At 56.9% G+C, this 11,990-nt stretch carries 13 protein-coding genes; all 13 read right to left on the bottom strand.

The features are described 5' to 3' along the window. Positions 1-2: 2 nt before the first annotated feature. A complete protein-coding gene (locus PEL8287_RS08275) occupies positions 3-1,553 on the bottom strand; it encodes an NADH-quinone oxidoreductase subunit M (protein ID WP_085891888.1) in 1,551 nt (516 codons plus the stop codon). Next, positions 1,553-3,694 carry an NADH-quinone oxidoreductase subunit L gene (gene nuoL, locus PEL8287_RS08270; protein WP_085891887.1) on the bottom strand — a complete coding sequence of 714 codons (2,142 nt, stop codon included), beginning with the start codon at positions 3,692-3,694 and terminating at the stop codon, positions 1,553-1,555. Before nuoL ends, PEL8287_RS08275 begins: the two co-directional genes overlap by 1 nt. A gap of 4 nt (positions 3,695-3,698) precedes the next feature. Then, positions 3,699-4,004 carry an NADH-quinone oxidoreductase subunit NuoK gene (gene nuoK / locus PEL8287_RS08265; RefSeq protein ID WP_085891886.1) on the bottom strand — a complete coding sequence of 102 codons (306 nt, stop codon included), beginning with the start codon at positions 4,002-4,004 and terminating at the stop codon, positions 3,699-3,701. Between the two features lie 41 nt (positions 4,005-4,045). Next, on the bottom strand, positions 4,046-4,654 hold the full coding sequence (locus tag PEL8287_RS08260; protein ID WP_085891885.1) for an NADH-quinone oxidoreductase subunit J: 609 nt from the start codon (positions 4,652-4,654) through the stop codon (positions 4,046-4,048). Then, on the bottom strand, positions 4,651-5,064 hold the full coding sequence (locus PEL8287_RS08255) for a carboxymuconolactone decarboxylase family protein (RefSeq protein WP_085891884.1): 414 nt from the start codon (positions 5,062-5,064) through the stop codon (positions 4,651-4,653). The genes PEL8287_RS08260 and PEL8287_RS08255 overlap by 4 nt, the downstream gene beginning before the upstream one ends. Continuing rightward, positions 5,061-5,555 carry an NADH-quinone oxidoreductase subunit NuoI gene (gene nuoI / locus PEL8287_RS08250; RefSeq protein WP_085891883.1) on the bottom strand — a complete coding sequence of 165 codons (495 nt, stop codon included), beginning with the start codon at positions 5,553-5,555 and terminating at the stop codon, positions 5,061-5,063. The genes PEL8287_RS08255 and nuoI overlap by 4 nt, the downstream gene beginning before the upstream one ends. A 3-nt stretch (positions 5,556-5,558) precedes the next feature. Further along, positions 5,559-6,320 carry a class I SAM-dependent methyltransferase gene (locus tag PEL8287_RS08245; protein WP_139837736.1) on the bottom strand — a complete coding sequence of 254 codons (762 nt, stop codon included), beginning with the start codon at positions 6,318-6,320 and terminating at the stop codon, positions 5,559-5,561. 10 nt (positions 6,321-6,330) lie between these two features. Continuing rightward, positions 6,331-7,368 carry an NADH-quinone oxidoreductase subunit NuoH gene (gene nuoH, locus PEL8287_RS08240; RefSeq protein ID WP_085891974.1) on the bottom strand — a complete coding sequence of 346 codons (1,038 nt, stop codon included), beginning with the start codon at positions 7,366-7,368 and terminating at the stop codon, positions 6,331-6,333. Positions 7,369-7,375: 7 nt separating this feature from the next. Next, the gene (locus PEL8287_RS08235) at positions 7,376-7,780 is read right to left on the bottom strand and encodes a YNQ4 family lipoprotein (protein WP_503167646.1); all 405 of its coding nucleotides are present in this window, start codon (positions 7,778-7,780) and stop codon (positions 7,376-7,378) included. Next, on the bottom strand, positions 7,780-9,798 hold the full coding sequence (gene nuoG, locus PEL8287_RS08230) for an NADH-quinone oxidoreductase subunit NuoG (RefSeq protein ID WP_085891881.1): 2,019 nt from the start codon (positions 9,796-9,798) through the stop codon (positions 7,780-7,782). Before nuoG ends, PEL8287_RS08235 begins: the two co-directional genes overlap by 1 nt. Positions 9,799-9,804: 6 nt before the next feature. Next, entirely contained in the window at positions 9,805-10,212 is a 408-nt protein-coding gene (locus PEL8287_RS08225) for a DUF5333 domain-containing protein (RefSeq protein WP_085891880.1), read from the bottom strand. A gap of 127 nt (positions 10,213-10,339) precedes the next feature. Beyond that, positions 10,340-10,672: a hypothetical protein gene (locus PEL8287_RS08220; RefSeq protein WP_085891972.1), complete on the bottom strand. Its 333-nt coding sequence runs from the start codon at positions 10,670-10,672 to the stop codon at positions 10,340-10,342. Positions 10,673-10,691: 19 nt separating this feature from the next. Next, positions 10,692-11,987: an NADH-quinone oxidoreductase subunit NuoF gene (nuoF, locus tag PEL8287_RS08215; RefSeq protein ID WP_085891879.1), complete on the bottom strand. Its 1,296-nt coding sequence runs from the start codon at positions 11,985-11,987 to the stop codon at positions 10,692-10,694. Positions 11,988-11,990: the final 3 nt, after the last annotated feature.

Here is an 11,990-nt window from a genome sequence, read left to right as displayed (position 1 = left end):
CGTTAATGCGATGTTGCTGCGACCTGGGTAGCGCTATGCGCCTCGGCCAGTGCAGTGTCATAGTTGGAAATCAGCGCCTCGACCGAGGGGCCGATGATATCGGTGACAAGGCTGGGATAAACACCCAGCAAAAGGGTCATCGCCACAAGCGGCGCAAAGATTGCGCGCTCACGGCTGCCCATGTCCGTGATCGACTTCAGGCTTTCCTTGATCAGATCCCCCATCACCACCCGGCGATAAAGCCAAAGTGCGTAAGCCGCCGACAGGATCACGCCAGATGTTGCCACGGCAGCCACCCAGGTGTTGACCTGGAAAATGCCCATCAGCGTCAGAAATTCGCCCACGAACCCGCTGGTGCCTGGCAGGCCGACGTTGGCCATGGTGAAAAACATGAAGATCAGTGCATAGGCCGGCATCCGGTTGACCAGACCACCATAGGCGTCAATTTCACGGGTATGCATCCGGTCGTAGATCACCCCGACACACAGGAACAGCGCACCCGAGATAAAGCCGTGGCTGATCATCTGGAAGATTGCCCCGTCGATGCCCTGCTGGTTGGCCGCAAAGATACCCATGGTCACGTATCCCATGTGCGCGACAGAGGAATAGGCGATCAGCTTTTTCATATCTTCCTGCGCCAGCGCCACCAGTGAGGTGTAGACAATCGCGATTGCCGACATCCACAGAACCAGCGGGGTCAGCACGTCGGCGCCAACCGGGAACATCGGCAGGCTGAACCGCAGAAAGCCATAACCGCCCATCTTTAGCAGGATCGCGGCCAGCACAACCGATCCGGCGGTCGGCGCCTGCACGTGTGCATCGGGCAGCCATGTGTGCACCGGCCACATCGGCATCTTGACTGCAAAGCTGGCAAAGAAGGCCAGGAACATCAGCGTCTGCATGCCGCCCACGATGTGAACGCCCAGAATACTGAATGATTCAGACGCAAATTCATGGCGCATCAGGGTCGGGATATCCGTTGTACCCGCCTCAGAGAACATGGCAACCATGGCCACCAGCATCAGAACCGATCCAAGGAAGGTATAAAGGAAGAACTTGAACGACGCATAAATGCGTTCCTTGCCGCCCCAGATGCCGATGATCAGGAACATCGGAATCAGGCCCGCCTCGAAGAACAGGTAGAACAGCACCAGATCCAGCGCCATGAAGACACCCAGCATCAGGGTTTCCAGCAACAGGAATGCAATCATGTATTCCTTGACCCGGACCTTCACGCTCCATGATGCGGCGATGGTCAACGGCATCATGAAGGTGGTCAGCAGCACAAACAGAACGCTGATCCCGTCAACGCCCATCTTGTATTTCAGCCCCAGCAGCCATTCACGTTCTTCGACAAACTGGAAACCGGTATTGCTGGCGTCAAATCCGGCAAGGATGAATAGCGATGCAAGAAACGTCAGCGACGTGGCAAGCAGCGCCACCCATTTGGCATTGCGCTGTGCCGCCTCATCCTCACCCCGCAGGAACACGGCAAGAATCAACGCGGCAAGAGCCGGGATAAAGGTCACCATGGAAAGAAGCACGTTATCCATTATTCAGCCCCTCCGGTGAACGTCATCCATGTGACCAGAACCGCAATCCCGATCACCATGGCAAAGGCATAGGTAAAGATGTAGCCGGACTGCGCCCGCCCTGCGAGGCGGGTAAAGAAGGGGATGATCCCCATCGCCACGCCATTAAGTGACCCGTCGATTACAGTGCCATCACCGCGCTTCCACAGCAAACCACCAAGCGCCTTTGCAGGCCGGACAAAGAGGAAGTCGTAAATCTCGTCGAAGTACCACTTGTTCAGCAGGAACAGATACAGTGGGCGCTGGTTTTCTGCCAGTTTGCCCGGCATCGACGGATCCCAGATATAGAACCACAGGGCAGTGATAAGGCCGATCAGCATTGCAATGAACGGGCTGATTTTGACCCATTTCGGCGCATGATGTGCGTCGTCCATCACATGGTTGTCCGGATGCATGAAAATGGCCCCTTTGGGCGCCTCGCCATGTCCGGCATCTGCAACAGCATGCCCCGCGTCCGCTTCGGGCGCTTCACCCCCTTGTGCGGTTGCTTCGCCATGGGTCGCATCTGCGCCGTGGCCCGTATCGGCTGTGGCGGTGTCTTCGCCATGGCCGGCATCCGCCTCGGCGTGATGCGCGGGAATACCGAAGAATGCGTTCACTTTGTCATGGCTGCCAAAGAAGCTGCCATACCACAACATCCCTGAGAACACCGCGCCAAGCGCCAGAACACCAAGGGGCGCCAACATGACCATGGGGCTTTCATGGGCATTCTCGTGCGTATGCTTGTCGCCGCGCGCCTTGCCATAGAAGGTCATGAAGATCAGCCGCCAGCTGTAGAAACTTGTGAACAGTGCAGCGATCACCAGCATCCAGAAAGCATAGCCCCCCTGTGTGCCCGCATAAGCACTTTCAATCACCGCATCCTTGGACAGGAACCCGGCAAATCCGATTGTCGTCAGTGGGATACCCACGCCGGTGATGGCCAGTGTGCCGATCATCATCGCCCAGTAGGTATAAGGCAATTTCGACCGCAGCCCGCCGTAGTTACGCATGTCCTGCTCGTGGTGCATCCCGTGGATGACCGAGCCCGCGCCGAGAAACAGCATTGCCTTGAAAAACGCATGGGTGAACAGGTGGAACATCGCCACCGAATACATGCCCACACCCGCGGCCACGAACATGTAGCCCAACTGCGAACAGGTGGAATAGGCGATAACCCGTTTTATATCGTTCTGAACCAACCCCACCGTGGCGGCAAAAAACGCGGTTGAGGCGCCGATAAAGACAACAACCATCTTGGCCTCGGGGGCGTATTCGAACAAAGGTGACATCCGGCAGACCAGAAATACGCCCGCCGTCACCATCGTGGCCGCATGGATCAGTGCCGAAACAGGTGTCGGGCCTTCCATCGCATCCGGCAGCCATGTGTGCAGGAACAATTGCGCCGATTTACCCATCGCGCCGACGAACAGCAGGAAGGCGATCAGGTTGGCGGCATTCCACTCGGTCCAGAGGAAAGTGAGCTGCGTCTGCGCCAGTTCGGGTGCTGCGGCAAAAACATCGTCAAATTTGATGCTGTCGGTCAGGAAATACAGCGCCATGATGCCAAGCGCGAAACCAAAGTCGCCAATCCGGTTGACCACAAACGCCTTGATCGCAGCAGCATTGGCGGATGGTTTGCGAAAGTAAAACCCGATCAGCAGATACGAGGCAAGGCCAACCCCCTCCCAGCCAAAGAACATCTGCGCCAGATTGTCGGCCGTCACCAGCATCAGCATGGCAAAGGTAAACAGGCTCAGATAGGCAAAGAAACGCGGGCGATAGCTTTCGTTTTCGGCAAACTGGCTATCATGCGCCATGTAGCCCATGGAATAAAGATGCACGAGCGCTGAAACGGTCGTAACCACAATCAGCATGATCGCTGTCAGCCGGTCCAACCGGATGGCCCAGGCGGTGTCCAGTGTGCCGGACTGAACCCAATCCAGCACATGGATATAATGGGTTTGACCGTCATGGCCGAAGAACACGATCCAGCTAAGGAAACATGACAGAAACAGCACACCCGTGGTCAGCCATTGCGCACCTTTGTCGCCAATGAACCGCCAGCCAAAGCCTGCAATGATGGACGCGATAAGCGGCGCGAAGAGGATAATTTTTTCCATCAATTCAGCCCTTCATCACGTTGACATCTTCCACGGCAATGGTGCCGCGGTTTCTGAAGAAGCAGACCAGAATGGCAAGCCCGATCGCTGCCTCAGCTGCTGCCACTGTCAGGACAAACAAGGTGAACACCTGCCCCACCAAATCACCTGCAAAGCTAGAGAAGGCGACAAGGTTGATGTTGACTGCCAAAAGCATCAACTCGATCGACATCAGCAGGATGATCACATTCTTCCGGTTCAGGAAGAGGCCGAAAATGCCAATGACGAACAAGGCCGCCGCCACTGTCAGATAATGTTCCAAACCTATCATCTCGTCCCTCAGTTCTTTTTCTTGTCGGTCGGCAAAAAGCGTTACAGCCCCTGGCCCGGTTTTACGTCTTTCAGTTCCATCGCCTTGGCCGGATCGCGCCACATCTGCTGCAGCACATCCTGGCGCTTGATATCGGTGCGGTGGCGCAGCGTCAGAACAATTGCCCCGATCATCGCCACCAGCAGAATGAGTCCGGCCAACTGGAACAGAAGGAAATATTTATCATACAGCAGCAGGCCAAGCGCAGCGGTGTTCTGCACGCCCTCGGGCGCAACCGCACCACGCGCGGCCTCGGCCCCGTCTGCCACCTGCCAAACGCCGTAGGCCATCCCAAGCTGCATCAGCAGGATTGCCCCAATGAGCAGCGCCAAGGGCATGTATTTCGCCATTTCCGCCTTTAGCTCGGCAAAATCCACGTCCAGCATCATCACCACGAACAGGAATAGCACCGCGACCGCGCCGACATAAACGATTACCAGCAGCATCGCGACAAATTCAGCACCCAGTAGAACAAAAAGGCCTGCAGCCGAGATAAACGACAGGATCAGCCAAAGCACCGAGTGCACCGGGTTGCGGCTGATTACCGTGAACAGGCCCCCTGTCAGTACGGAAATCGCAAAAAGGTAAAAGCAAAACGTTGCAATGGTCATGTGTCTTTTCCCTCTTTGTCACTCTCGTCCATAACCTCGCGCGCGAACTCCATGGCGCGGGTCATCGACGGAATACCGGCAAACATCGACATCTGCGCGATGGTTTCGGCGATCTCGTCCTTGGTGGCGCCGGCCTCAAGGGCGTGGCGAACTGTCAGACGAATTTGGGTATCGCTTTGCGCGCCCAGCATGGTCAGCCCCGCCAGTGTCAGCAAAAGCCGTGTCTTGGCGTCCAGCCCGTCCTTGCTGGCGCCCCTGCCAAAGCTCATTTCCATGAATTCCTTGGGCATGGTCGGCCACAGCTTTTCAAACCCCTTGGGCGAAAAGGATTCCAGCGCAGGGTTCATCGCTTTCGCCATTTCCTGCGCCTGCTTCATCATCATCTCGAAAGGGTTTTTGGGATCAGTCATCGGTAAGGTGCATCCAGTTCAAGGTTGCGGGCAATCTCGGCTTCCCAGCGGTCACCGTTTTCAAGCAATTTGGCCTTGTCGTAAAACAGCTCTTCGCGGGTCTCGGTGGCGAATTCGAAATTCGGACCCTCGACAATCGCATCCACAGGGCAGGCTTCCTGGCAGAAACCGCAGTAGATGCATTTGGTCATGTCGATGTCATAGCGCGTCGTACGGCGGCTGCCGTCATCGCGCGGCTCGGCATCAATGGTGATCGCCTGTGCCGGACAGATCGCCTCGCACAGCTTGCAGGCAATGCAGCGCTCTTCGCCATTGGGATAGCGGCGCAACGCGTGTTCACCTCGGAAACGGGGGCTCAGCGGGCCCTTTTCATGCGGATAGTTCAGCGTCGCCTTGGGGGCAAAGAAATACTTCAGGCCCAGCTTGAAACCGACGATGAAGTCTTTCAGCAGGAAATATCCGGCTGCGCGCCCATAATCTATATTCGCCATCGCTCAGCTCCTTGCTTCTTCAAACCGGGTTGCGCCGGCGTTGTCGTGACCATGCCACTTTGTCTCGTAGTCGCTTTGCAGCGCATATTTCGGCAGGTGGGATTGTCTGGTCTTTTCCACCTCGTAATAAAGATATGTGCGCCCCGGTCCGATTTGGTTGTAAAGCTTGAGTCGAACACCGGTGTGGGCCGGATCAGGAAATTCAACCGGATCAAACCCCACCAACGGATCCTTGGGCACCGCGCGGCAGCTGATCACGTTGCAATTGCAGGCACGTTTCCAGAATGTCCAAACAAGCTCGGGGTTGAACTGATACATCCCATGCCCATACCAGCCGTTCAGACCGTTAGCCGAGATGAACCGCCCACCCGGCTTGAGCATGCGGTAAACACCCTCCAAAGCCACGGGTGTGTTGAACACATGTTCAATCGTGCCGCCATCAAAAATCAGATCAAACTGCTTTTCCAGCGCCTTTGGCGGCTTGATGTTCAGGTCGTGCAAAATCTGCGCGCCTTCGTAGTCTGAGAAGTCCATGACCTCCATCTCGCCAAAGCCCAGCTTACGCATCAGGGTTTCCGCGTAACCGTCCTTTTGCAGAAAATCAAAACGCGAAGCCTTGATCCCGCACCGCTCAAGCGACTGATCATAAAGCTGGCGGTACTGCGACTGGATGGAAAACGTCTGCCGACCAAGCATCAGCGTCCGCCCGCCCGGTTGAAACCGGGTGGACAGTTCTGTTAGCCGGTCAAAAAGAACGTAATCCACGCCCAACTTATCAGCCCCCTATTGCCCAGCGGGCCCAGAAACCGCCTAGAACTTCGAATTTCGCAAGGAACGACACGATCACAACCCAGCCCAAGCTAAGCGGCAGGAACACTTTCCAACCGATCCGCATCAGTTGGTCATAGCGGTAACGCGGGGTGATCGCCTTGACCATTGCGAAGATGAAAAAGAAAAACGCCATCTTGCCAACCATCCACAATACCCCATCGGGCAGCCCGGGAATGGGGCTTAGCCAGCCGCCAAAGAACAACAGCGAGGTCAACGCGCACATCAGGAAGATAGCGATGTATTCCCCCGCCATGAACAACAGGAAGGGCGTGGCTGAATATTCAACCTGATAGCCTGCAACCAGCTCTGATTCCGCTTCTGGCAAGTCAAATGGCGGGCGGTTGGTTTCCGCAAGCGCCGAGATGAAGAACAGGAAAACCATCGGGAAATGCGGCAGCCAGTACCAGCCAAAAAACCCGTAACCTGTATCCTGTGCGCGCACGATATCGCCAAAATTCAGTGATCCGGTCGAGATGATGATCCCGATGATGATCAACCCGATGCTGACCTCATAGGAAATCATCTGTGCGGCCGAGCGCAACGAACCAAGGAAGGGGTATTTCGAGTTTGACGCCCATCCGCCCATGATCACGCCGTAAACTTCAAGGCTGGAAACGGCAAAGACAAAAAGTATCGCCACGTTGATGTCCGACAATACCCAGCCGTCGTTGAATGGAATCACTGCCCAGGCAAGGATCGCCAACACAAAGCTGGTCAGCGGCGCCAGCAGGAACACTGTCTTGTCGGCCCCGGCAGGTATGACCACCTCTTTGACCACATATTTCAGCGCATCCGCCACCGATTGCAGCAGGCCAAATGTGCCCACCACGTTGGGCCCCCGCCGCATCTGCACTGCGGCCCAGATTTTACGGTCGCCGTAAACCAGGAACAGAAGCGAGATCATGACAAAGGCGACAACCGCCAGACACTGTGCCACGATAAGCACCAAGATCCCGAGAGGGGTTGTAAAGAATTCAGCCATCATGTCCTCACACCATCGGTATTCCGTTTTCCGCACAATCTGCGGCGACGACTTCGGCGTCGATTGTCCTTAGCCCATCGGGCCGGGCCGATGAGATCGTATAAACCGCATCACCGCGCCAGATGCCACCCTCTTCGGCCACTTTCGTGCGCAGATGTCGCGCAAAACCGTATCCCCGGATCAGCGTATACTGTGCCGCAGCGCATTCTGCATAGCGATCCACGTCGCTGGAAGTGCTGCCACCTGCCAACTCGACCCGAAAATTCACCAGATCGTCGTCCAGCAACCGCGTTTCGATTCCCTGGTAAACCGGGTCTGCGCGCGTGACCATATCAGGTGACGTCGCCTCGCATCCCGATACACCACCGGCCAGGACAAACGCCAAAGGCGTCAGATATGTCACACGACGTATCACTCTGCCGCCATCGCCTTGGCCGAACGCGCCTTGGCGTTGGCACTCAGCTCGGCCATCAGTTCGCTGGCACGGGCAACCGGATTGGTCAGATAGAAATCCGCAACCGCCCCCCGGAAATCGGCCTTGCCCAGTTTCGAAATCTTCACCGGCTGCCAATCATTCTCGGGCACCGTGTCAATCTGGGTCAGATGCGGCACCTCAGCCACCAGCGCTGTGCGCAGTTGCGGCAGGCTATCATAGGGCAGAGTTGCATCTATCTCGGCGGACAAAGCGCGCAGAATTGCCCAGTTTTCCTTTGCCTCACCCGGCGCGAATCCGGCGCGTAACGCCAGTTGCGGCCGTCCTTCGGTGTTCACGAACAGGCCCTGTTCCTCGGTGTAAGCGGCCCCCGGCAAGATCACGTCGGCACGATGCGCGCCACGATCACCATGACTGCCCTGATAGATCACAAAGGGACCAGCAGCGATTTCGACTTCATCGGCACCAAGGTTATAGACCACCTCGGCACCCTCGATGGCAGCTTCAAGCCCGCCTTCTGTGGTGCAGCCCGCATCCATTGCGCCAACCCGGCCCGCCGCCGTATGCAGCACCATGAATTTTGAATTTGAGTTCTCGGCCAGCTTCATCGCATGGGCCAGAACCGCCTCGCCGTCAGCCTCGGTCAAGGCGCCCTGCCCGATGATCACCACGGTGTTCATGTCCTTGGCGGCACCAATTTCCTTAGACGACAGGCTTTCCAACGCTTTGCGATCGGTGCCGATGTGGGCGTAATCGTAAGTCAGATCCACGGCCTCGCCCACAAGTCCGATATTGCAGCCGTTGCTCCAGGCCTTGCGGATACGCGCATTCAGCACCGGGGCCTCAACACGGGGGTTGCAGCCGATCAGCTGGATCATCTGCGCGCTATCAATATCTTCAATGCTGGCCGTACCAACATAGGCACTGCGGTTCCCCGCAGGCAGTTTGGCCTTATCAGTGCGGCATTCCACCTTGCCGCCTTGCCCTTCAACCAGTTGTTTTAGCGCAAACGCCGCTTCTACCGGGGCCAGATCGCCGACCAGGCCGGCAATTTTCTTGCCTTTCATCGCCGTCGCAGCAGCACTCAGCGCTTCACCCCAACTGGCAGGCCGCAGCTTACCGTCTTCACGCACATAGGGTTTGTCCAGTCGCTGACGACGCAGCCCGTCCCAGACAAAACGCGTCTTGTCGGATATCCATTCCTCGTTCACGCCATCGTGGTTTCGTGGCAAAATCCGCATCACTTCGCGGCCCTTGCAATCCACCCGGATATTGCTGCCAAGGGCATCCATCACGTCAATGGTTTCGGTTTTGGTCAGTTCCCACGGGCGGGCGGTAAAGGCATATGGCTTGCTTACCAGTGCGCCCACCGGGCACAGATCAATGATGTTACCCTGCAGGTTGCTGTCCAGGGTCTCGCCCAAATACGAGGTAATCTCGGCATCTTCGCCACGACCGGTCTGGCCCATCTGCGTGATCCCGGCCACCTCGGACGTAAAGCGCACGCAGCGCGTGCAGGAAATGCAGCGCGTCATGTGGGTTTCAACCAGCGGCCCCAGATCCAGATCTTCAGTCGCGCGTTTGGGCTCACGGAAACGGCTGAAATCCACACCGTATGCCATTGCCTGATCCTGCAGATCACACTCGCCGCCCTGATCGCAAATCGGGCAGTCCAGCGGGTGGTTGATCAGCAGAAATTCCATCACCCCTTCGCGGGCCTTCTTGACCATCGGGCTGTTGGTTTTCACCACTGGCGGCTGACCTTCGGGGCCGGGCCGCAGATCGCGCACCTGCATGGCGCAGGATGCGGCGGGCTTCGGCGGCCCACCGACCACTTCGACCAGACACATCCGGCAGTTTCCGGCAATCGACAAACGCTCGTGGTAGCAAAAGCGCGGCACCTCGATCCCGGCCTGTTCACAGGCCTGGATCAGGGTCATCGCCCCGTCTACTTCGATCTCGGTATCGTCAATGATGATCTTGCGTAGGTCAGACATCCGTTCTCACTTTGCTTTCAACAGAACCCCGATCTTGCTGGAGCGGTCAATCTCGGTATGGCCAAGACTGCACAGCGCCGCCGGATCGGACGGGTTCAGACCTCTGGATTTCACATATTTCTCGCCGCGCTGGCGCATTCGCGCCTTTTCCTCGTGGCTTTTGACATAGGCTTTGATTTCGGAGTTCGAATAGCCCAGCTCCTGGGCCCGGTTTTTCAGCCCGTAAAGCACCGAAAGCCCTTTAAAAGTGCGCGGGTCAATTTCATTGCATTTGTCACTGATCTCAATGGCCAAAGCGACCCACAGCATAGCATCGTCAATCTCGCTGACATCACGCAGCGGCGTTTTGGCACTGGCACCTACGGCACTGGCCACCAGTGCGAAACCTAAAACCAAGGTTGTCATCATACGCATGGGGATAGTCCTTTCATACTGTTATCAGGTGCTACGTACATCGCGGCACCATCTGCACAGCAGATGGGTCGTGCGCTATCTGCTATACAATAGCAAACAGAGTAACACCCTGATATTGAAAGACTTATCACCATATCTTGCATTCACCCGCAACTACGACGTTGCCGTTAGAGGTTACGATCACCGATTGGTCGTCATCCGGCGCCCTGCTCCAGTCAATCTGCGAGGTGCCATAATTCTCGACGCAATATTGCGTACCGGCATGCAGCGCCGCCGCGCGAGCACCTTCCAGCCCCTGCGACGCCTTGCGAACCGTCGCCGTGAAAAACGTGCGATCGTTCTTGGACTGATGCTTGGCTTTTGCCGGATAGTATTTACCATCAAAGAACACGCGTTCTTTCTTGTCAGTGCAAGCGCCCAGCACAAGGGTCGATGTCAGGACCAGTAGGAAAAACCGCATACTCATTGCTCCAACCACTTCACTCCGCCGCCACGGCACTGACGCGGCCGGTTTTCTGCGCCTTGATCCGGTCCTCGATCTCGTCACGGAAATTGCGGATCAGGCCCTGAATTGGCCAGGCCGCCGCATCTCCAAGGGCGCAAATTGTGTGACCTTCGACCTGCTTGGTGACTGACAGCAGCATGTCGATCTCTTCAACCTCGGCCTCGCCTTTTACCAGGCGGTCCATCACCCGCATCATCCAGCCTGTACCCTCGCGGCACGGCGTACACTGACCGCAGCTTTCGTGTTTGTAGAATTTCGACAGCCGCCAGATCGCCTTGATGATGTCGGTGTCCTTGTCCATCACAATGACTGCCGCCGTGCCCAAGCTTGAACCAACTTCGCGTAGCGCGTCAAAATCCATCACCGCATCGCGCATGTTTTCGCCGCGCACGCAGGGCACGGACGAACCACCCGGGATCACCGCCTTCAGGTTATCCCAGCCACCGCGAATACCGCCACAGTGTTTCTCGATCAGTTCTTCAAATGAAATCGACATCGATTCTTCGACAACGCACGGGTTGTTCACATGGCCCGAGATGCCAAAGATTTTGGTGCCCGCATTGTTGGGGCGCCCGAAACCTGCAAACCAGTCCGGTCCACGGCGCAAAATGGTCGGCACTACGGCAATCGATTCCACGTTGTTCACGGTGGTCGGACAACCATACAAGCCTGCCCCTGCCGGGAACGGAGGCTTCATCCGTGGCATGCCCTTCTTGCCTTCAAGGCTCTCCAGCAGCGCCGTTTCCTCACCGCAGATATAGGCCCCGGCGCCATGCGCCAGATACAGATCAAAATCATAACCGGATTTGCAGGCGTTCTTGCCGATCAACCCGGCATCATAAGCCTCGTCGATCGCGGCCTGCAGCGCCTCGCGCTCGCGAATATATTCACCCCGAATGTAGATGTAACAGGCATGTGCATTCATCGCGAAGCTGGCAATCAGACAGCCCTCGATCAACGTATGTGGGTCATGCCGCATGATCTCGCGGTCTTTGCAGGTGCCGGGCTCGGATTCGTCGGCATTGACCACCAGATAGGCCGGGCGGCCATCGCTTTCCTTGGGCATGAACGACCACTTCAGGCCCGTGGGGAACCCTGCACCACCACGTCCGCGCAAGCCGCTGGCTTTCATCTGGTTGATGATCCAGTCGCGCCCGTTCTGCAAAATCTTTGCCGTACCGTCCCAATGTCCGCGCGCCTTGGCACCCTTGAGGGTGCGGTCATGCATCCCGTAGAGATTGGTAAAAATACGGTCCTGGTCTTTCAGCATCCC

It is taken from the genome of Roseovarius litorisediminis, assembly GCF_900172295.1.
In the GTDB taxonomy this organism is placed as follows: Bacteria; Pseudomonadota; Alphaproteobacteria; order Rhodobacterales; family Rhodobacteraceae; genus Roseovarius; species Roseovarius litorisediminis.
Note: the sequence above shows the minus strand (reverse complement) of the source record. Positions and strands in the feature narration are given on the sequence as shown.

Excerpts from the sequence above, each read along its gene's own strand:
- PEL8287_RS08275 (WP_085891888.1), bottom strand. The coding sequence starts at position 1,553 with ATGGATAACGTGCTTCTTTCCATGGTGACCTTTATCCCGGCTCTTGCC.
- nuoL (WP_085891887.1), bottom strand. The coding sequence starts at position 3,694 with ATGGAAAAAATTATCCTCTTCGCGCCGCTTATCGCGTCCATCATTGCA.
- nuoK (WP_085891886.1), bottom strand. The coding sequence starts at position 4,004 with ATGATAGGTTTGGAACATTATCTGACAGTGGCGGCGGCCTTGTTCGTC.
- PEL8287_RS08260 (WP_085891885.1), bottom strand. The coding sequence starts at position 4,654 with ATGACCATTGCAACGTTTTGCTTTTACCTTTTTGCGATTTCCGTACTG.
- PEL8287_RS08255 (WP_085891884.1), bottom strand. The coding sequence starts at position 5,064 with ATGACTGATCCCAAAAACCCTTTCGAGATGATGATGAAGCAGGCGCAG.
- nuoI (WP_085891883.1), bottom strand. The coding sequence starts at position 5,555 with ATGGCGAATATAGATTATGGGCGCGCAGCCGGATATTTCCTGCTGAAA.
- nuoH (WP_085891974.1), bottom strand. The coding sequence starts at position 7,368 with ATGGCTGAATTCTTTACAACCCCTCTCGGGATCTTGGTGCTTATCGTG.
- nuoG (WP_085891881.1), bottom strand. The coding sequence starts at position 9,798 with ATGTCTGACCTACGCAAGATCATCATTGACGATACCGAGATCGAAGTA.
- PEL8287_RS08225 (WP_085891880.1), bottom strand. The coding sequence starts at position 10,212 with ATGCGTATGATGACAACCTTGGTTTTAGGTTTCGCACTGGTGGCCAGT.
- PEL8287_RS08220 (WP_085891972.1), bottom strand. The coding sequence starts at position 10,672 with ATGCGGTTTTTCCTACTGGTCCTGACATCGACCCTTGTGCTGGGCGCT.
- nuoF (WP_085891879.1), bottom strand. The coding sequence starts at position 11,987 with ATGCTGAAAGACCAGGACCGTATTTTTACCAATCTCTACGGGATGCAT.